Origin of the sequence: Phenylobacterium sp. Root1290, assembly GCF_001425305.1 — a bacterium.
GTDB lineage: Bacteria > Pseudomonadota > Alphaproteobacteria > Caulobacterales > Caulobacteraceae > Phenylobacterium.
Map to the genome: position 1 here is coordinate 187,021 of NZ_LMEE01000005.1, position 17,942 is coordinate 204,962.

The following is a 17,942-nucleotide window of genomic DNA, read 5'->3' on the forward strand; positions in this document are numbered from 1 at the left end:
CGGCTGCGACAAGGGGGTGTCACAGGCGCCGGCGCAGGATCTCGGCTGACAGATGCAAGCGCAGCCTCGACAGCGTCATGCTGCGGCCGATCTGTATTCTCGTCAAGGTTGCTTTTCTGGAGTGCTAGCGTCTCACGGCGCCTTGTAGCCGGTCTCGACCTTCAGAAACGCGATCAGGTCGATGCGGTCCTTCTCGGCCTTCAGGCCGGCGAAGGACATCTTGGTGCCGGGCAGGAAGGTGCGCGGCTCGGCCAGCCACTTGTCGAGGTGCTCGGCGTCCCAGACGAACCCCGCGTTCTTCACAGCTTCCGAGTACTTGTAGTTCTCAAGCGCCCCGGCCTTGCGGCCGAAGACGCCGTGCAGGTTCGGCCCGGTCAGATTGGCGCCGCCTTCAACGATCGTGTGGCACGAGCGGCACATGGCGAACTTCATCTTGCCGTTGTCGATGTCGGCGGTGTTGTAGGGGGCCGGCAGGCTATCGAGGACGGCCTGCTTTTCGGCAGCCGTGGGTTCATGCTCGGCGGCGGGGGCGGAGGCCGATCCTGCGGACTTCTCGCCGCCGCCTTGGCCGCAGCCGGCAAGCAGGGCGCAGGACCCCAGGACGGACAGCATCAGCGCACTGCGCATTTCAAAACCCCTCAGCCAAACTTGACCGCAAGCTAGTCATGCGCCGCCGCGTTGCAAGGCGCGACGCCGGCGTTCCTTCTGAATGATCTCGTCCAGCGCCTGGAGGTAGCGCGAGCGGTCGTTGCGGTCGAAGGGCTTGGGGCCTCCGAGGATGTCCCCGGTCGAACGCAACTGTTCCATCAGGGCGCGCTGGGCGATCGCCGAGCCGATCGAGTTCTCGGTGAACGGGCGGCCGTTGGCGGCCAGGGCATAACCGCCGGCGTTCAGCACGCGTTCGGCCAGAGGGATGTCGTTGGTGACGGCCACGTCCCCCGGGCGGATGTGCTCGGCGATCCAGTCGTCGGCGACGTCGGGTCCGGCGTCGACGATCATCCGGACGATCAGCGGCGATTGCGGAATCTGCATGAATGCGTTGGAGACGACCCAGGTCTTCAGGCCGTAGCGTTGGGCGACCTTGTAGGTCTCGTCCTTCACCGGACAGGCGTCGGCGTCGATGAAGATCTCGATCGGTTTGGAGTCCATGCGGTCTCATAGCGCTTCGGACGGGCGGTGCGAAGGTGAGGGCGAGGCGTCGGCCATGCCGGGGGCTTGGCAGCGGGGGCGGGGCGTGGCATCGGTCGCCGGCGCGCGAGACGCCGCGCCGGCTTAGCTCAGTTGGTAGAGCAGCGGTTTTGTAAACCGAAGGTCACGGGTTCGAATCCTGTAGCCGGCACCATTGCGTCAAAGAGGCCGCAACCTTGACCCGCTGGCGGGCCGGACCTAGCTAGGGCCCGCGAGGAACGACCTCCCCCATATCTCATGGGTAGCAATGTCCGGGACGGCCCGGCTCTTCGAAAGGAGGGCCGCAATGGCCTGGATTCTATTGTTTGTCGCCGGACTGCTCGAGGTGGTCTGGGCGTTCTCCATGAAACAGTCGCACGGCTTCACCAAGCTCGTGCCCACCGTGATCACCATCGGGACGATGGTGGCGAGCTTCGCGCTGCTGTCGGTGTCGATGAAGACCCTGCCGCTGGGCACCGCCTATACGATCTGGACCGGAATCGGGGCCGTCGGCGCGTTTGTGGTCGGCGTGGCGGTGCTGGGGGAACACATCAGCGCGGTGCGCGTGCTGGCCGCGGTGATGATCGTCGGCGGCCTGGTGCTCATGAAGCTTTCCAGTTCGCACTAGTCGCCGAAAGGCGGCGCGAAGGGCTATGAAGAACGCTTCGTCCGGAAGTAGTCTCCGGTCGTCCGGCCGGCGCCGATAAAGCGCCGGCCGATTGTTTCTGATTCCCCAGGGGGAGGGGTCTCATGGCCGATAGCGTCGCCGCCGATCGCCGGCATCGTCTCAAGTCGATTATCGGCGGGTCCACGGGCAACCTGGTCGAGTGGTACGACTGGTACGTCTATTCGGCCTTCACGCTCTATTTCGCCCCGGTGTTCTTCCCGGCGGGCGACCGCACGGCGCAGTTGCTGAACGCCGCCGCCGTGTTCGCGGTCGGCTTCCTGATGCGCCCCATCGGGGCCTGGATCATGGGGGTCTACTCCGACCGGAAGGGCCGCAAGGCGGGCCTGACCCTGTCGGTGTCGTTGATGTGCGCCGGTTCGCTGCTGATCGCGGTGACGCCGGGCTACAACCAGATCGGCTGGATCGCGCCGGCATTGCTTGTGCTCGCGCGGCTGATGCAGGGGCTGAGCGTCGGCGGCGAGTACGGCGCCAGCGCGACCTATCTCAGCGAGATGGCCGGCAAGCAGCGCCGCGGCTTCTTCTCGTCCTTCCAGTACGTGACGCTGATCTCCGGCCAGTTGCTGGCGCTGCTGGTGCTGTTGCTGCTGCAGGCCATCCTGCCGGAGCCGGATCTCGAGGCGTGGGGCTGGCGCATCCCGTTCGTGATCGGCGGCGCGCTGGCGGTCGTGGTGTTCTATCTGCGCCGGGGCCTGGCCGAGACCGAGTCGTTCAAGAACGCCCAGGCCAGCGACGCGCCCAAGTCGAGCGGCCTCGCCCTGTTCAAGCACTATCCGCGCCAGGCCTTCGTGGTCATCGCGCTGACCGCGGGGGGCACGCTCGCTTTCTATGCCTACTCGACCTACATGCAGAAGTTCCTGGTCAACACGTCGGGGTTCAGCCGCGAGACGGCGACCGCGATCAGCGCTGCGGCGTTGTTTGTCTACATGCTGATCCAGCCGGCGGCCGGGGCGCTGTCGGACAAGATCGGGCGCAAGCCGCTGATGATCGCCTTCGGCGTGCTGGGGGTGACCTTCACCTATCTGATCTTCACGACGCTCTCGAAGACCAATGACCCGTACGTGGCCTTCGCCATCGTGCTGGGCGCCCTGATCATCGTCACCGGCTACACCTCGATCAACGCCGTGGTGAAGGCGGAGCTGTTCCCGGCCCATATCCGGGCGCTGGGCGTGGCGCTGCCCTATGCCCTGGCCAACACCATCTTCGGCGGCACCGCCGAGTACGTGGCCCTGTGGTTCAAGGCGCAGGGGATGGAGAGCGGGTTCTACTGGTACGTCACCGGCATGATTGGCGTCTCGCTCATCACTTACCTGCGGATGCGCGACACCAAGAAGCACAGTGAGATCGCCGAGGACTGAAGGAACGCTGCCTGCGGGGCGAAGGTTGATCTCGAGAGCAATCTCAGGAGAGACACCATGGCTACGTCGCATCTCGACGCGATCGCGCTGCTCAAGGCCGATCACCGCGCCGTCGAAGCTCTGTTCGAGGATTTTGAGAAAGCGCGCGGCGCTTCGCGAAAGGCCGCGCTGGTTCACCAGATCTGCGTCGACCTGACCGTCCATACGATGATCGAGGAGGAGATCTTCTATCCCGCCTGCCGGGGGAAGATAGGGGACGGCACGCTCGACGAGGCCTATGTCGAGCACGACGGCGCCAAGATGCTGATCGCCGAACTGGCGGACGCTGCGCCTGACGAAGCGTTCTACGACGCCAAGGTCAAGGTGCTGTCCGAGGAGATCAAGCACCACGTCCATGAGGAAGAGATGCGTTCCGAGGGGATGTTCGCTCAGGCTCGGGATGCGGGGCTGGACATGGATGATCTGGGCGAGCGCATGCAGGCGCGCAAGCAGCAACTGAAGACCCAGTTCGAGACCACCGGATTGCCCATCCAGCAGACCCATTCGATGAAGGGCGCGACCCTGGAGCACATCGGCCTGCGTCACTAGGCGACCAGGCGAGGTTGGAATAGGCGCGCGCCTATGGTCACCTGCGGCAAAGCAGGGAGCGCGCCATGAACTTCGAAGAGTACCGCAAGCACGACGCCGTGGGTCTGGCCGGACTGGTGTCGAACGGCGAGGTGAGTCCTTCGGAACTGCTGGAGACCGCGGTCGCGCGGATGGCGGCGGTCAATCCCAAGATCAACGCGGTGACCATGGACCTCACCGAATGGGGGCGTCAGGACGTCAAGCGCGAGATCTGGGGCGGTCCCATGGCGGGGGTGCCGTTCCTGTTGAAGGATCTGGGCGCGCAGCTTGCGGGCTCGCCCACCACGGCAGGCTCAGCAGTGTTCCGCGACGCGACTGCGGCCGCCGACAGCGCGATCACCACGGCCTACAAGGACGCTGGACTTGTGTTGTTCGGCAAGACCAATACGCCGGAGTTCGGGCTGATGCCGGTGACGGAGCCGGCGCTGCTGGGCGTCTGCCGCAATCCCTGGGACACCACGCGCACGCCGGGCGGTTCATCGGGCGGGGCGGCGGCGGCCGTGGCGGCCGGAATCGTGCCGGCTGCGCACGCCAGCGACGGCGGCGGCTCGATCCGCACGCCCGCCTCGGCTTGCGGCCTGTTCGGGATGAAGCCGTCGCGCGGACGCGTGTCGTTCGCGCCGACCGGCGAGGGGTGGGGCGGAGCCTCGATCCAGCACGCGGTGACGCGCTCGGTGCGTGACAGCGCCGCCCTGCTGGACGCGGTCTGCCAGCCGCAGCCCGGCGATCCCTACTTCCTGGCGGCGCCTGAACGGCCGTTCGCCGAGGAGGTGCGGCGCGATCCTGGCAAGCTGGCGATCGGCTACACCACCGCGGCGCTGGCCTCCGCAGCGCTCGATCCCGAGTGCGCGGCCGCTGTGCTGGACGCCGCGAAGCTGTGTGACGGCTTGGGGCACATGGTCGAGGAAGTGCGCGTGCCCGGCGACCTCGCGGCCATGCAGCAAGGGGCGGGCGATGTCATCGCCGCCAGCATCGCCGCCACCCTGGACGCTGAAGGCGAACGCCGTGGCCGAGCGGTCGCAGAGGGTGACGTCGAGTTGCTGACCTGGCTCATGTACCAACGCGGCAAGGAAGTTTCGGGCGCGGCCTATGTGCGCGGGCTGGCGGCGATCCATGCCTACGGGCGGGCCGTGGCGGGCCTCTTCCAGCAGTATGACGTGCTGTTGCTGTCGACGCTGGGCAGCCCGGCGATCCCCGTGGGTCACCTGACGGAAGACGTCCGCCAGTACACGCAGCGGCTCTTTGCGTTCATGCCGAACACCCAGGCCTTCAACAACACCGGCCAACCGGCGATGAGCGTGCCGCTGGCCTGGAGCCAGGGCGGGCTGCCGATCGGCATCCAGTTCGTCGGGCGGACGGGGGAGGAGGCGCTGTTGTTCCGTCTGGCGGGGCAACTCGAACAGGCGCGGCCCTGGTTCGATCGCGTGCCCACGCTCTAGGCGCGCGGCATGAAGTCGGGGCGGCTTCTCATTTCGATCCTGCTGGGAGGCGTGGCGACCGGGACGCTGCTGGTCGTAGCGCTGTGGATCTGGAGCGAGGTCCTGATCACCCGGACCTATCCGGTCAGACCGGAGGCGGCGAGCGCGGGTTCGCCGGCGCTGGCGGCGGAGGGGCGCCGCCTCAGCAAGCTCTACGGCTGCACGAGCTGCCATGGCGCGGACTTGCAGGGGAAGGTCTACAATCCGAACCCGCGGCTGGTGCGCAACTACGCCCCGAACCTCACCCTGGCGGCGGCGCGCTACAGCGACGAGCAACTGGCCCAGGCGATCCGCCAAGGCGTGAGGCCCAGCGACGGGCGCGCGCTGTGGGGCATGCCATCGCAGACCTTGATGCACTTGACGGCGGACGAGCTGTCGACGGTGCTCGCCTTCATACGTTCGCACGCCCCGGCGGGAGCTCCGACCCCGCCCGAGAGCGCTGGATGGCGCGCCCGCGCGGCGGTGTTGGCCGGGGCGCTGGACGAGCCGCGGAGAGTCGCGCGCGCCCGGTCGCGGCCGGCCATGGATCTGGGGCCGGAGCTGGCGGCGGGGCGGCACACGGCCCGGACCGTTTGTTCGGAGTGCCATGGCTCGGATCTGGCCGGCGACGACCTCGAGGGCGGCCCGGATCTGCGGGTGGTCGGGGCCTATGACGCCGAGGCGTTCACGACCCTGATGCGCACGGGGGTTCCGCCCGGCGGCCGGCATCTGGGCATCATGACCTTGGTGGCGCGTTCGGACTTCAAGGTGTTCAGCGACGCCGAGCTCGCCGAGCTCTACGCGTACCTGTCGGCGCGGGCCACGAGGCTGAACGAGGCCGACTAGTCTTCGGTCTTGCGCCGCATCTGGAACAGGTAGACGGCGATCACGCCCGTCGCGACCAACCCGATGAGCAGGGTGGAAACGGCGTTGATTTCCGGACTCACACCCAGGCGAACCTGGCTGTAGATGCGCATGGGCAGGGTGGTGGCGCCGGGGCCGGACGTGAAGCTGGCGATGACCAGGTCGTCGAGCGAGAGGGTAAAGGCCAACATCCACGCCGCCGCCACAGCCGGGGCGATGTTCGGCAGGGTCACCAGGAAGAACGCCTTGATCGGCGGGCAGCCGAGATCCTGGGCGGCCTCTTCCAGCTGGCGGTCGAAAGCCGCGAGCCGGGCCTGGATGACCACGGAGGCGTAGCACATGGTGATGGTCGCGTGGCTGACGGTGACCGTCCAGAAGCCGCGCGGCAGGCCGAGCGAGACGAACAGAAGCAATAGGGATAGGCCGAGGATCACTTCGGGCATGACCAGCGGCGCGAACACCATGCCGGAAAAGAGCGTGCGGCCGCGGAAGCGGCGGGCGCGGACCAAGGCGATGGCGGCGAGCGTGCCCAAGACCGTGGCGATGGTCGCCGAGATCAGGCCGACCCGGAACGTCACCCAGATCGCATCCAGCAGTTGCTCGTTGCGGAACAGCGAGGCGTACCAACGGGTGGAGAACCCGCCCCAGACCGTCACCAGTCGGCTGGCGTTGAACGAGTAGACCACCAGCAGCACGATGGGCAGGTAGAGGAACCCGAAGCCGACCACCAAGGCGGCGATGTTGAAACCGCTGAGCCCGCGCTTCATCGGCCGAGCTCTGTCAGCTTGGCCTGCTGGCGCTGGTAGAGGACGATCGGGATCACAAGCGTGAACAGCAGCACGATGGCCACGGCCGAGGCCGCAGGCCAGTCGCGGTTGGCGAAGAACTCTGTCCAGATGGTCTTGCCGAGCATCAGGGTGGAAGAACCGCCGAGCAGATCGGGGATGACGAACTCGCCGACCATCGGGATGAAGCAGAGCAGGGACCCTGCCGCGACGCCGGGCAGCGAAAGCGGGAACGTCACCCTCCAGAACGCCTCGAAGGGCGCGCACCCGAGATCGGCCGCTGCCTCCAGCAGGTCGTGCTGCTGGCGTTCGAGCACGGCATAGAGCGGCAGCACCATGAACGGCAGGTAGGCGTAGACCAGGCCGATATAGATCGCCGTGTCGGTGTTGAGCAGCGACACCGGGCCAAGGCCCACTGCCCGCAGGGCGACGTTCAGCAGGCCTTCCGGCTTGAGGATGCCGATCAGCGCGTAGACCCGGATCAGGAAGCTGGTCCAGAATGGCAGGATCATCGCCATCAGCAGCGCACTGCGGAGCGACGGCGGGCAGCGGGCCATCGCATAGGCGAGCGGGTAGCCAATCAGCAGCAGGATGAAGGTGGCGACCGCCGCGAACTTCAGGCTGGAAAGATAGGCGACGATATAGAGCCGGTCGGTGGTCAGTCTGGCGTAGGTCTCGAAGTCGAGGCCCGCCAGGAAGGCGCGCAGGCCGGCCATGCCCTGCGACCAGTCCAGGCGCGGAGCGTAGGGCGGCATGGCCAGGGTCGTTTCCGACAGCGACAGCTTGGCCACCAGCAGGAACGGGAAGAGGAAGAACAGGCCGAGCCAGAGGAGCGGCGCCAGCGCCGCCAGGCTGGTCCGGTCGCGGCGGGCGCTCACTGGGTCAGCACCACGCCCGCATCACGGGCGAAGGTCAGCCAGACCTGATCGTCCCAGTCGACAGGACGATCAACGAAGCGCGAGGCGTTGGCCCGGGCGGCGCGGATGGTGCGGCCGCTCTCCAACTCGACCAGATAGGTGGTCCAGTCGCCGAGATAGCCGATGTCGGCGACCTTGCCGGCCAAGCGATTGGGGCCGGGCGGCGGCTCGTCGAGGTGGACCTGGATCTTCTCGGGCCGGACGGCCAGCCAGGCGGTGGCGCCGATCTCGATCTTGTCGTCCTCGACGATGTCGAACCCTTGGGGCGACTCGGCGCTGGCCATGCGGACGGTGACGCCGTCGGCGTGCTCGGCCTTGCCCTCGAAGATGTTCACGTCACCGATGAAGTCGGCGACATAGCGTGAGTTGGGCGCCTCGTAGACGTCGGCGGGGCGGCCCATCTGCACGATCTGGCCTGCCCGCATAACGGCGATGCGGTCGGCGGTGACCATCGCCTCTTCCTGGTCGTGGGTGACGATCAGGAAGGTCATGCCCAGCTGTTGCTGCAGGGCCATCAGCTCGAATTGGGTCTCTTCGCGCAGCTTCTTGTCGAGGGCGGCGAGCGGCTCGTCGAGCAGCAGCATCTTCGGCCGCGGCGCGATGGCCCGGGCGAGGGCGACGCGCTGGCGCTGGCCGCCAGAGAGCTGGTGCGGCTTGCGCTTGGCCAGGCCGTCGAGCCGGACCAGGGAGAGCATCTCGTCCACCCGGGCGGCGATCTCGTCCTTGGCCATGCCCTGCTGCTTCAGACCAAAGGCGATGTTCCGCTCGACCGACAGGTGCGGGAACAGTGCGTAGGACTGGAACATCATGTTGACCGGGCGCTCGTGGGGCCGCTTGCCCGCGAGGTCCTCACCGGCGAGCAGCACGCGGCCCTCGTCCGGGGTTTCGAAGCCGGCCAGCAGGCGCATGAGCGTGGTCTTGCCGCAGCCGGACGGGCCGAGCAGGGCGAAGAACTCGCCCGGATAGATGTCGAGGGAGACGCCGTTCACCGCCGTCTCGCCGTCGAAGCGCTTCACCACCTTCTCGAAGCGCACCAGGGGTTTGGCCGTGGGATCGGTCCAGGGCGCAAAGGTCGAACGGACCGCGCCGATGTTCAGGCGCGGGCGGCTGCGCTCGGTCATCGATCCGCCTTCCTACTGGCCGGTCTGCACCCGGGTCCACATGCGCGTGACTTCGCGCAGGAGAGCCTGGTCCTTGGTGGTGGTGACGAAGAGCCGCTTGAAGAGGTCCGGGGTCGGGTAGACGTTCGGATCGCTCCGGATCTCGGCGTCGACCATGGGCGTCGCCGGCAGGTTGGCGTTGGCGTACTGGGTGTAGTTCGACGCCTTCGCGATGACCTCGGGACGCAGCATGTAGTCGAGGAACTTGTAGGCCGCGGTCGGGTTGGGCGCGTCGGCCGGGATGGCGAAGACATCAAACCAGACCTGGCTGCCTTCCTTGGGGATCACGTAGGCGATCTCGACGCCGTTCTTGGCTTCCTCGGCGCGGGTCTGGGCCTGGAGGATGTCGCCCGAATAGCCGACCGCCAGGCAGATGTCGCCGTTGGCCAGCGCCTCGACATACTCCGAGGAGTGGAACTTGCGGATGAAGGGCCGCGCCTTGACCATCATGTCGGTCGCGGCCTGGTAGTCGGCGACGTTTTTGGAATTCGGGTCCTTGCCCAGGTAGTTGAGCGCGACCGCGTACATGTCCTCGGAGGCGTCGAGGTAGTAGACGCCGCAATCCTTCAGCTTGGCGAGGTTGACGGGGTCGAACACCACCGCCCAGCTGTCGATGTTCACGCCCGGCAGGCGCTTGGCCACTTCCTTGACGTTGTAGCCGATCCCGATCGTCCCCCACATGTAGGGCACGGTGTACTTCTGGCCCGGATCGAAGGGCTGCATGTGGCTCATGATGTCGGGCCACAGGTTCTTGCTGTTCGGCAACTGGGCCTTGTCGAGCTGGGCGATGGCGCCGGCCGCGATGTAGCGGGGCACGTTATGGTTCGATGGCGCGACGATGTCGTAGCCGGTATTGCCCTGCAGGACCTTGGTCTCGAGGATTTCGTTGGAATCAAAGGTGTCGTACTGGACCTTGATCCCGGTTTCCTTGGTGAAGTCGGCCAGGATTTGGGGGTCGATATAGTCCGACCAGTTGTAGATCTTCAGAGTCTGGTCCTTGGCGCCGCCGCCTTGGCCGCACGCGGCCATGGTCACGCTCAAAGCCAGGACCGCAGCCGTACCCAGCGCTTTCGTCCAACCCTTCATGCCCGCTCTCCAACTCGCCCGAAGGGCAGCTTATAGGGCCAAGCCGCCAGATTTTAAGTGCTAATGCGCAAGGAGCGCTTCCGATGCCTACCTCCATGGCGATGATCGCGCCGATCTTGCTGCTCGTCGTCTCCAACATCTTCATGACCTTTGCCTGGTATGGGCATCTGAAGGTCGAGCACCGGCCGATCTGGTTGCTGGTGCTGGTCAGCTGGGGCATCGCCTTTTTCGAATACTGCCTGGCGGTTCCGGCCAACCGGATCGGCCGCGAGTTCTATTCCCCGGCCGAGCTGAAGACGATGCAGGAAGTGATCACCCTGGCGGTGTTCGCGATCTTCTCGATCACCTATCTCGGCGAGCGTTTCACCCTCAATCATATGGTCGGCTTCGCGCTGATCGCGGCCGGGGCGGTGTTCATCTTCAAGGGGCCGCTCTAGAGAGCGCGCTATCGCGAATGGGCGCCGGCGCCCTATAAGCCGCGGTTCCTCCCCATTTCGAGAGCAGTCATGTCCCGCATCCTCATCACCTCGGCCTTGCCCTACATCAACGGGATCAAGCACTTGGGGACGCTCGCGGGCTCGATGTTGCCGGCCGACGTCTATGCGCGGTTCCAGCGCGCCAGAGGCAACGAGACGCTCTACATCTGCGCGACCGACGAACACGGCACCCCGACCGAGTTGGCGGCGGCCGAAGCCGGCCTCGATCCGGCGACCTTCTGTGCGCAGCAGCACGACGTGCAGCACGACCTGGGCCGCAAGTTCGGCCTGTCGTGGGATCACTTCGGGCGCTCGTCTTCGCCTCAGAACCACAAGCTGACCCAGCGGTTCGCACAGCAGCTCTGGGAAGCCGGCTTCATCGAGGAGCGGGTGACACAGCAAGTCTACTCTAACGCCGACAAGCGCTTCCTGCCGGACCGCTACGTGATCGGCACCTGCCCGCATTGCGGCTATCAGGCGGCGCGCGGCGACCAGTGCGAGAACTGCACGCGGGTGCTGGACCCCGCCGACCTGATCAAGCCGCGCTCGGCGGTGTCGGGATCGGAAGACATCGAGATCCGCGATTCCAAGCACCTGTTCCTGCGCCAGAGCCTCTTCTCCGACAAACTTCGGACCTGGATCGACGGCAAGAAGGGCGAGTGGCCGCTGCTGGTCACCTCCATCGCCCTGAAGTGGCTGGATGAAGGGCTGCAGGACCGGGGCATCACCCGCGACCTGGAGTGGGGCGTTCCGGTCAACGCGTTCGAGTGGGGCGCGAACCCGGAAGGCCAGACGCCTGACATCGAAGGCCTGGCCGGCAAGGTGTTCTACGTCTGGTTCGACGCGCCCATCGAGTACATCGCCGCGACCTGGGAGTGGGCCGACGCCCGCGCCGCCGAGGCCGGCCGCGGCCCTGCCGAGGACAGCGAGTGGGAACGCTGGTGGCGCGGATCCGAGGCGGCGGACGTGACCTATGTGGAATTCATGGGCAAGGACAACGTGCCGTTCCACACGGTCGGCTTCCCCTGCACCCTGATCGGGATCAACGAGAAGCTCGAGGCCGACGGCTCGTGGCGGACCGTGAACAACGCCCCCTGGAAGCTGGTCGATCAGCTCAAGGGCTTCAATTGGCTGGACTATTACGGCGGCAAGTTCTCGACGTCGCAGAAGCGCGGCGTGTTCATGGACCACGCGCTGGAACTGTTGCCCGCCGACTACTGGCGCTGGTGGGTGACGGCGAACACGCCGGAGACCTCGGACTCGACCTTTACCTGGGAGCAGTTCCAGGCGCAGGTGAACGCCGACCTGGCCGACGTGCTGGGAAATTTCGTCAATCGAATCCTGAAGTTCACCGAAGCGCGCTTCGAGGGCGTGGTCCCGGCCGGCGGCGAGCCGGGCGAGCTGGAGACCAAGCTCTACGCTGACGTGAACGCCAAGCTCGCCGAACTGACCGAGCTCATGGACGCCCGCGAGTTCCGCAAGTCGACGGCCGCCCTTCGGCAGCTTTGGGTGCTGGGCAACCAGTATCTTACCGAAGCCGCGCCGTGGACCGCGATCAAGACCGACGTGGATCGCGCCGCGGTGGTGGTGCGCACCGGCCTGAACCTGGTCGCCCTGTTCGCCAAGGTCTCCGAGCCCTTCATCCCGTTCGCCTGCGAGAAGATCGCCATTGCGGTCGGCGAGGGTTATCCGGCCGCGTGGCCGAGCGCCCAGGGGGCGGCGATCCTCGACATCCTGCCTGCTGGCCGTGCGGTCGCCGCGCCGGAAGTGCTGTTCAAGAAGGTCGAGAACGAGCAGGTCGCCGAGTGGCTGGAGCGCTTCGGCGGTCCGGACGCCGCGGCCTAAGCGGCTGCGCGGCCGAAGCGGTCGCGCAGCAGTTCCGCCCCGCTGACCAGGCTGATCCCGACCAGGACCAGCAGCGCGCCGGCGACGAAGGCCGGCTCGAGCGGTTCGTGCAGAACCACGACGCTGAAGATCACGCCGAACAGCGGGGTCAGGAACGATAGGATCGACAGCCGCGAAGCCAGGTACTTTCGCAGCAGCCAGAACCAGATCACGTAGCTGATCAGGGTGATGACGATGGTCTGGAAGCCGAGGTTCAGGGCGACGGTCGGGGTCAGGTTGACGCCCGTCTCGCCGCGCAGGGCGGCGATGCCCAGCAGCATTACGCCGGCGAAGGCGACCTGATAGAACAAGGTCTTCACAGCCGGTGCGTCGGAGAGGCGTGAGCCGCGGATCGCCACCGTCGTCAGTCCCCACGCCAGGCCCGCCAACAGGCCCAGGGCGTCGCCGATCAGCATGTCGTGGCTGACCTGTCCGTCCGCGCCCAGGAACGAGACGGCGATGCCGCCGAAGGCGACGAGCACGCCGATCCATTGCAACGGCCGCAGCCGCTCCTCCCGAAACCGCAGATGCAGTCCGAGCGCCGAGAAGATCGGCGCGCTGTAGAGGAAAACGACCATGTGCGAGGCGCTGGTGAGCACCAGACCCTGGGCGATAAACAGAAACTCCAGGCCGAACAGCAGGCCCACCAGCAATCCGGCGGGCAGGGTGCCGTCGGCGAAGGCGCCGCGGCCCTCGTTCCGGAACGTCACGGCGCCGAGCACCAGGGCGGCGATGCCCGAGCGCAACGCCATCTGCATGACCGGCGTGATGTCCGATGCGATCAGCTTGACCGCGATCTGCTGAAAGCCCCAGCACAGACACAGGACCACCATCACCCCAAAGGCGAAGAGGTCGAGGGGCTTTCGGGCGGTCATCAGACGCTGGCCTCGCCGCGCAGTACGGGGACGCAGCCGCCGCCGATCGTGGCGCGCACGCCGTCGGCTGTACGACGGGCGCCGGCGCGCAGACGCGAGGGACGGCCCATTTCGACGCCCTGGATGATGTCCCAGGCGCCGTGGTCCGCATCCGAAAGCGATAGCAGCAGCGCGGCCAGCGTCGCGTTCGCGCTGCCGGTGGCCGGATCCTCGACCGTGCCGGAGTTCGGCGCGAACATGCGCGCCCGCAAGCGGCCCGCGCCGTCATGGGCGTAGAGATGCAGCGATAGCCGGTCGCCGAACTCAGGCAGGTCCAGGGCAGCCTGACGGAAGGCCGAGAGATCAGGGGCGGCGCGCGTGAGCGCATCGGCCGTGACCTCGGCGATCACGAAGGTGACGCCGACGGTGGCCTCGATCGGGCGATGGGCTGTGAGGACGATGTCGGCGGGGGCCAGCCCCGCGCAGGCCGCGATGCGCTCCACCGAAAGCTCGACGCCGAGGGCCAGCGGCAGGGGCGCGGCGATGACGCCGCCGCCGTCCTCGATGTTCACCTCTACGATGCCGGCGGGAACTTCCAGGCGCAGATGGTCGCCCTTGCCCATCTGCGACAGCACCCAGCCCGTTCCGACGGAGGGGTGGCCGGCGAACGGCATCTCGGCGGTGCGATTGAATATCCGCACGCGGGCTGTGTTGGCGGCGTCCTGCGGCGGCAGGACGAAGGTCGTCTCCGAGAGGTTCATCTCGGCGGCCAAGGCCTGCATGTCTGCGTCGCTCAGGCCGCGCGCGTCGGTGAAGACGGCGAGCGGGTTACCGCCAAAGCGGGTGTCGGTGAACACGTCCAGGGTGACGAAGGGGTAGCTGGCCATGGCTTGGATCCGGTGAGGAGGGGTTCCTCGACTTGACATAAGTTAGGCAATTGGCAAAGTACCAAAATGGACCTAGCCGACCTTCTCCGTGCGCTCGCGAACGAGCGACGGCTTCAGATCCTCGACTGGCTCAAGGACCCGACGGCGCATTTCCCACCACAGGTGCATGGAGACCTAGTCGAGGACGGAGTCTGCGGCGTGTTCATCGCCGACAAGCTGGGGATCAGCGCGCCGACCCTGAGCGAGCACATGCGGCTGCTGGTCCAGGCAAGGCTGGTGCGGCCAAGACGCATCAAGCAGTGGACCTTCTACCGGCGCGACGAGAGCGTGATCGCCGAGGCTATGCGTCGGATCGCCGAGACCGTCTGACCCCGGAAACGAGAACGCCGCCGAACCAGCGGCTCGGCGGCGTCCGTAACTGTGTGCGGCGGGCCCGCCCTAGTGGGCGGGGGCCGGCGCTTCTGGACCGATCTCGAGGAAGCTGGGCATGACCGCATTGTAGGAGGCGGTGAGGCCGAGGTCGCGGACCACGTCCTGGTGCCCCTCCCACATCATGTGCAGAGCGACGTAGAGCACGATGGCCAGGCCGATGTAGCCAATCCAGCGGTACTTGTGCAGCAGGCGGGCGATGAAGCTCGCGGCGACCCCCATCAGGGCGATGGACAGCAGCAGGCCGAAGACCATGATCCCCGGATGCTCGCGAGCGGCCCCGGCCACGGCCAGCACGTTGTCGAGCGACATCGACAGGTCGGCTATCAGGATCTGGATGAAGGCCGACCGGAAGGTCTTGGGCTGACGGGCGACGGCTTCGGCCGAAGGCTCGGTCGACGGATCGGAGTCCATCACGGCGCCGGCGGTCGCCTCATCGTGAGCGGCCTGCTCGCGCAATTCGCGCCACATCTTCCAGCAGACCCAGAGCAGCAGCAGGCCGCCGGCGAACAGCAGGCCGACGATCCCGAGCAACTGGGCGGTGATCAGCGCAAAGCCGATCCGCATGGTGACTGCGGCGATCAGACCCCAGAGGATCGCCTTGCGGCGCTGCTCGGGCGGCAGGCCGGCCGCGGCCAGGCCAACGGCCACGGCGTTGTCCCCGGCAAGCACCAGGTCGATCATCAGGACGGAGAAGAGCGCGGCGAGGGCGCCTGGGGCGAGAAGAGTTTCGATCATCGGGCCTTGAATGCGACAGCCGCCGCGCCTCCGCAACCGCTTAGCTGCACGACGGAAGACTTTCCGTGTGTGATGTTAATTCTACGACCGGGTTCGGCTGGCCTCATAGAGCGCAACGGCGGCGGCCGCCGAGACGTTCAGGCTCTCAAAGCCGCCTGGCATATGGATTTTGGCAAGCTCGTCGCAGTGCTCAGCGACGAGACGTCGCAGACCTTCTCCCTCTGAACCTAGCACCAGCACTGTCGGGCCGCCGTCCAGGGCCTGTTCAAGGTAGGTGTCGGTATGACCGTCGAGCCCCACTGCGCGCCAGCCGAGGTCGGCAAGACTCTCCAGCGCGCGGGAAAGATTGACCACGTGGGCGGTATCGATCTGGTCGACGGCGCCGACCGCGGCCTTGGCCAGCGCGCCGGTGAGCTTTGGCGCGTGACGGTCCTGCAGGATGACGCCAGCGGCGCCGAACGCCGCAGCCGAGCGCAGGATCGCGCCGACGTTCTGCGGGTCCGTGACCTGATCCAGCATCAGCAGCACGGCGCCGGGCTTGGCCTCGAAGTCTTCAAGAGCGACGGACTCGAGCAGGGGGATGCGCAGGGCGACGCCCTGGTGCACGGCGCCCTGGGGCAGGATCTGGCTGATACCGGCCGACTCGACGACCTCCAGCGCCTTGGGGCGGCCGAATCGAGATTCGAGCTCCTTGGCCCGGTCGGGAGTCGCCAAAAGTCTCTGGGGCGCACTCCTTTTCCGATTGGAAAGTGCGGCTGCAACCGCGTGCCAGCCCCACAGCCACTCGTCAGAACCGTTGTCTGGCTTGCGGTTGAAGGGCCTTTGACCAAACTTTTTCGCACCCTTCGAGTGCGCGTTGCGTTCGTGAGGGGAGGACACTATAAGACGCGCTCCAAATCGGGGGCCGGACCGGTTCTTCGCTCAGGCGGGGGGCACTGTCCAGGCATCTGATCTGGCTCCGAGCGCGCTGGGGGAATGTCCCGAGCGGCAAAGGGGGCGGACTGTAAATCCGCTGGCGTACGCCTTCGCAGGTTCGAGTCCTGCTTCCCCCACCACGCACTCGGAGCGTGACTTTAAGGAGACTGGCGCGACCCCGCGCATCCTTCAGCGGCGGGTATAGCACAATGGTAGTGCAGCAGCCTTCCAAGCTGAGGATGCGGGTTCGATTCCCGCTACCCGCTCCAACCTTCTGATTCAAACGCCGGCAGGACCCCGATGGCCAAGGAAAAGTTCGAACGCAATAAGCCGCACTGCAACATCGGCACGATTGGTCACGTTGACCATGGCAAGACGACGCTGACGGCTGCGATCACCCTGACGCTGNGAAAAGTTCGAACGCAATAAGCCGCACTGCAACATCGGCACGATTGGTCACGTTGACCATGGCAAGACGACGCTGACGGCTGCGATCACCCTGACGCTGGCGAAGACCGGCGGCGCGAAGGCGATGAACTACGCCGACATCGAYGCTGCGCCGGAAGAGAAGGCGCGCGGGATCACGATCAACACGGCGCACGTGGAATACGAGACGGCGAACCGTCACTACGCGCACGTCGATTGCCCCGGCCACGCCGACTACGTGAAGAACATGATCACGGGCGCGGCGCAGATGGACGGCGCGATCCTGGTGGTGTCGGCCGCTGACGGCCCGATGCCGCAGACCCGCGAGCACATCCTGCTGGCCCGTCAGGTCGGCGTGCCGGCTCTGGTGGTGTTCATGAACAAGGTCGACATGGTCGACGACGCCGAGCTGCTGGACCTGGTCGAGATGGAAGTTCGCGAACTTCTGTCGTCCTACCAGTTCCCGGGCGACGACATTCCGATCGTCAAGGGTTCGGCCCTGGCGGCGGTTGAAGAYCGCAACCCGGAAATCGGCGCRGACCGCATCCTCGAGCTGATGACCCAGGTCGACGCCTACATCCCGCAGCCGGAGCGTCCGGTKGACCTGCCGTTCCTGATGCCGGTGGAAGACGTGTTCTCGATCTCGGGCCGCGGCACCGTGGTGACCGGCCGGATCGAAAAGGGCATCGTGAAGGTCGGCGARGAAGTCGAGATCGTCGGCATCCGTCCGGTYCAGAAGACGACCTGCACGGGCGTCGAGATGTTCCGCAAGCTGCTGGACCAAGGTCAAGCCGGCGACAACGTGGGCGTGCTGCTGCGCGGCACCAAGCGTGAAGACGTCGAGCGCGGCCAGGTKCTCTGCAAGCCGGGTTCGATCACCCCGCACACGAAGTTCGTGGCCGAGGCCTACATCCTGACCAAGGAAGAAGGCGGCCGTCACACCCCGTTCTTCACCAACTATCGTCCGCAGTTCTACTTCCGCACGACCGACGTGACCGGCATCATCCGCCTGAAGGAAGGCGTTGAGATGATCATGCCGGGCGACAACGCCGAGCTGGACGTCGAGCTGATCACCCCGATCGCCATGGACCAAGGCCTGCGCTTCGCCATTCGCGAAGGCGGCCGGACCGTCGGCGCCGGCGTCGTGGCCAAGATCGTCGAATAGTCGATCTCACCACCACCAAGACAATCAGGCCGCCGAGGGAAACCTCGGCGGCCTTTTTGATG

Annotated in this window: 19 protein-coding genes, 3 tRNA genes and 1 pseudogene; 13 read left to right on the forward strand and 10 right to left on the reverse strand. The window is 66.4% G+C overall.

All coding sequences use genetic code 11. The features are described 5' to 3' along the window. Positions 1 to 132: 132 nt before the first annotated feature. Positions 133 to 627 carry a cytochrome c family protein gene (locus tag ASC79_RS20185; protein ID WP_056026625.1) on the reverse strand — a complete coding sequence of 165 codons (495 nt, stop codon included), beginning with the start codon at positions 625 to 627 and terminating at the stop codon, positions 133 to 135. A gap of 36 nt (positions 628 to 663) precedes the next feature. Then, positions 664 to 1,149, reverse strand: coding sequence for a YaiI/YqxD family protein (locus tag ASC79_RS20190; RefSeq protein WP_056026628.1), 486 nt, complete (start codon positions 1,147 to 1,149; stop codon positions 664 to 666). 117 nt (positions 1,150 to 1,266) lie between these two features. Here ASC79_RS20190 and ASC79_RS20195 point away from each other — a divergent pair. The 6 genes from ASC79_RS20195 (at position 1,267) to ASC79_RS20220 (ending at position 6,140) form a co-directional block, all read left to right on the forward strand. After that, positions 1,267 to 1,342, forward strand: a tRNA-Thr gene (locus tag ASC79_RS20195). Between the two features lie 132 nt (positions 1,343 to 1,474). Continuing rightward, positions 1,475 to 1,795, forward strand: a complete 321-nt coding sequence (locus tag ASC79_RS20200) for a multidrug efflux SMR transporter (RefSeq protein ID WP_056026631.1) — start codon at positions 1,475 to 1,477, stop codon at positions 1,793 to 1,795. A 122-nt stretch (positions 1,796 to 1,917) separates the two neighbouring features. After that, positions 1,918 to 3,210: an MFS transporter gene (locus tag ASC79_RS20205; protein ID WP_056026634.1), complete on the forward strand. Its 1,293-nt coding sequence runs from the start codon at positions 1,918 to 1,920 to the stop codon at positions 3,208 to 3,210. A 57-nt stretch (positions 3,211 to 3,267) separates the two neighbouring features. Further along, a complete protein-coding gene (locus tag ASC79_RS20210) occupies positions 3,268 to 3,798 on the forward strand; it encodes a hemerythrin domain-containing protein (RefSeq protein WP_056026637.1) in 531 nt (176 codons plus the stop codon). 65 nt (positions 3,799 to 3,863) lie between these two features. Further along, complete coding sequence (locus ASC79_RS20215) at positions 3,864 to 5,276, forward strand: amidase (RefSeq protein WP_056026640.1); 1,413 nt, start codon at positions 3,864 to 3,866, stop codon at positions 5,274 to 5,276. Between the two features lie 9 nt (positions 5,277 to 5,285). Then, entirely contained in the window at positions 5,286 to 6,140 is an 855-nt protein-coding gene (locus ASC79_RS20220) for a cytochrome c (RefSeq protein WP_056026643.1), read from the forward strand. On the opposite strand, the gene ASC79_RS20225 is transcribed toward ASC79_RS20220, so the two are convergent. Genes ASC79_RS20225 through ASC79_RS20240 form a run of 4 tightly spaced genes read right to left on the reverse strand, consistent with a single transcriptional unit; the run spans position 6,137 to position 10,106 of the window. Next, positions 6,137 to 6,925: an ABC transporter permease gene (locus ASC79_RS20225; protein WP_056026646.1), complete on the reverse strand. Its 789-nt coding sequence runs from the start codon at positions 6,923 to 6,925 to the stop codon at positions 6,137 to 6,139. The two genes, ASC79_RS20220 and ASC79_RS20225, sit on opposite strands and share 4 nt — an antisense overlap. After that, positions 6,922 to 7,821, reverse strand: a complete 900-nt coding sequence (locus ASC79_RS20230; RefSeq protein WP_056026649.1) for an ABC transporter permease — start codon at positions 7,819 to 7,821, stop codon at positions 6,922 to 6,924. Before ASC79_RS20230 ends, ASC79_RS20225 begins: the two co-directional genes overlap by 4 nt. Further along, complete coding sequence (locus ASC79_RS20235) at positions 7,818 to 8,981, reverse strand: ABC transporter ATP-binding protein (protein WP_056026652.1); 1,164 nt, start codon at positions 8,979 to 8,981, stop codon at positions 7,818 to 7,820. The genes ASC79_RS20230 and ASC79_RS20235 overlap by 4 nt, the downstream gene beginning before the upstream one ends. 12 nt (positions 8,982 to 8,993) lie before the next feature. Continuing rightward, the gene (locus ASC79_RS20240; protein WP_056026655.1) at positions 8,994 to 10,106 is read right to left on the reverse strand and encodes a polyamine ABC transporter substrate-binding protein; all 1,113 of its coding nucleotides are present in this window, start codon (positions 10,104 to 10,106) and stop codon (positions 8,994 to 8,996) included. Positions 10,107 to 10,189: 83 nt separating this feature from the next. Here ASC79_RS20240 and ASC79_RS20245 point away from each other — a divergent pair, with 83 nt between their 5' ends. Together ASC79_RS20245 and metG are read left to right on the forward strand one after the other, a co-directional pair. Beyond that, complete coding sequence (locus ASC79_RS20245; protein ID WP_056026658.1) at positions 10,190 to 10,543, forward strand: DMT family protein; 354 nt, start codon at positions 10,190 to 10,192, stop codon at positions 10,541 to 10,543. 69 nt (positions 10,544 to 10,612) lie between these two features. Continuing rightward, on the forward strand, positions 10,613 to 12,427 hold the full coding sequence (metG, locus tag ASC79_RS20250; protein ID WP_056026661.1) for a methionine--tRNA ligase: 1,815 nt from the start codon (positions 10,613 to 10,615) through the stop codon (positions 12,425 to 12,427). On the opposite strand, the gene ASC79_RS20255 is transcribed toward metG, so the two are convergent. Then, positions 12,424 to 13,341 (reverse strand): DMT family transporter, encoded by a 918-nt coding sequence (locus ASC79_RS20255; protein ID WP_056026664.1) that lies wholly within the window; start codon positions 13,339 to 13,341, stop codon positions 12,424 to 12,426. The genes metG and ASC79_RS20255 overlap by 4 nt on opposite strands. Then, on the reverse strand, positions 13,341 to 14,207 hold the full coding sequence (locus ASC79_RS20260; RefSeq protein WP_056026667.1) for a PhzF family phenazine biosynthesis protein: 867 nt from the start codon (positions 14,205 to 14,207) through the stop codon (positions 13,341 to 13,343). The genes ASC79_RS20255 and ASC79_RS20260 overlap by 1 nt, the downstream gene beginning before the upstream one ends. 66 nt (positions 14,208 to 14,273) lie before the next feature. On the opposite strand from ASC79_RS20260, the gene ASC79_RS20265 reads away from it, so the two are divergent. Continuing rightward, on the forward strand, positions 14,274 to 14,576 hold the full coding sequence (locus ASC79_RS20265; protein ID WP_056026670.1) for a helix-turn-helix transcriptional regulator: 303 nt from the start codon (positions 14,274 to 14,276) through the stop codon (positions 14,574 to 14,576). Between the two features lie 69 nt (positions 14,577 to 14,645). Here ASC79_RS20265 and ASC79_RS20270 read toward each other — a convergent pair whose 3' ends face one another. Next, positions 14,646 to 15,374: a TerC family protein gene (locus ASC79_RS20270; protein WP_056026673.1), complete on the reverse strand. Its 729-nt coding sequence runs from the start codon at positions 15,372 to 15,374 to the stop codon at positions 14,646 to 14,648. A gap of 81 nt (positions 15,375 to 15,455) precedes the next feature. Next, complete coding sequence (rlmB, locus tag ASC79_RS20275) at positions 15,456 to 16,154, reverse strand: 23S rRNA (guanosine(2251)-2'-O)-methyltransferase RlmB (protein ID WP_235528848.1); 699 nt, start codon at positions 16,152 to 16,154, stop codon at positions 15,456 to 15,458. A 189-nt stretch (positions 16,155 to 16,343) separates the two neighbouring features. Here rlmB and ASC79_RS20280 point away from each other — a divergent pair. The 4 genes and pseudogenes from ASC79_RS20280 to tuf all read left to right on the forward strand — a co-directional run. Next, positions 16,344 to 16,429: transfer RNA gene (locus tag ASC79_RS20280), tRNA-Tyr, on the forward strand. A 55-nt stretch (positions 16,430 to 16,484) separates the two neighbouring features. Continuing rightward, positions 16,485 to 16,558, forward strand: a tRNA-Gly gene (locus ASC79_RS20285). A 31-nt stretch (positions 16,559 to 16,589) separates the two neighbouring features. Then, a partial coding sequence (locus ASC79_RS21800) for a GTP-binding protein (RefSeq protein ID WP_156378288.1) occupies positions 16,590 to 16,697 on the forward strand: 108 nt, incomplete at its 3' end. A gap of 1 nt (position 16,698) precedes the next feature. After that, positions 16,699 to 17,880: pseudogene (tuf, locus tag ASC79_RS20290) on the forward strand (elongation factor Tu); the annotation flags it as partial. Positions 17,881 to 17,942: the final 62 nt, after the last annotated feature.

Excerpts from the sequence above, each read along its gene's own strand:
- ASC79_RS20185 (WP_056026625.1), bottom strand. The coding sequence starts at position 627 with ATGCGCAGTGCGCTGATGCTGTCCGTCCTGGGGTCCTGCGCCCTGCTT.
- ASC79_RS20190 (WP_056026628.1), bottom strand. The coding sequence starts at position 1,149 with ATGGACTCCAAACCGATCGAGATCTTCATCGACGCCGACGCCTGTCCG.
- ASC79_RS20200 (WP_056026631.1), top strand. The coding sequence starts at position 1,475 with ATGGCCTGGATTCTATTGTTTGTCGCCGGACTGCTCGAGGTGGTCTGG.
- ASC79_RS20205 (WP_056026634.1), top strand. The coding sequence starts at position 1,918 with ATGGCCGATAGCGTCGCCGCCGATCGCCGGCATCGTCTCAAGTCGATT.
- ASC79_RS20210 (WP_056026637.1), top strand. The coding sequence starts at position 3,268 with ATGGCTACGTCGCATCTCGACGCGATCGCGCTGCTCAAGGCCGATCAC.
- ASC79_RS20215 (WP_056026640.1), top strand. The coding sequence starts at position 3,864 with ATGAACTTCGAAGAGTACCGCAAGCACGACGCCGTGGGTCTGGCCGGA.
- ASC79_RS20220 (WP_056026643.1), top strand. The coding sequence starts at position 5,286 with ATGAAGTCGGGGCGGCTTCTCATTTCGATCCTGCTGGGAGGCGTGGCG.
- ASC79_RS20225 (WP_056026646.1), bottom strand. The coding sequence starts at position 6,925 with ATGAAGCGCGGGCTCAGCGGTTTCAACATCGCCGCCTTGGTGGTCGGC.
- ASC79_RS20235 (WP_056026652.1), bottom strand. The coding sequence starts at position 8,981 with ATGACCGAGCGCAGCCGCCCGCGCCTGAACATCGGCGCGGTCCGTTCG.
- ASC79_RS20240 (WP_056026655.1), bottom strand. The coding sequence starts at position 10,106 with ATGAAGGGTTGGACGAAAGCGCTGGGTACGGCTGCGGTCCTGGCTTTG.
- ASC79_RS20245 (WP_056026658.1), top strand. The coding sequence starts at position 10,190 with ATGCCTACCTCCATGGCGATGATCGCGCCGATCTTGCTGCTCGTCGTC.
- metG (WP_056026661.1), top strand. The coding sequence starts at position 10,613 with ATGTCCCGCATCCTCATCACCTCGGCCTTGCCCTACATCAACGGGATC.
- ASC79_RS20255 (WP_056026664.1), bottom strand. The coding sequence starts at position 13,341 with ATGACCGCCCGAAAGCCCCTCGACCTCTTCGCCTTTGGGGTGATGGTG.
- ASC79_RS20260 (WP_056026667.1), bottom strand. The coding sequence starts at position 14,207 with ATGGCCAGCTACCCCTTCGTCACCCTGGACGTGTTCACCGACACCCGC.
- ASC79_RS20265 (WP_056026670.1), top strand. The coding sequence starts at position 14,274 with ATGGACCTAGCCGACCTTCTCCGTGCGCTCGCGAACGAGCGACGGCTT.
- ASC79_RS20270 (WP_056026673.1), bottom strand. The coding sequence starts at position 15,374 with ATGATCGAAACTCTTCTCGCCCCAGGCGCCCTCGCCGCGCTCTTCTCC.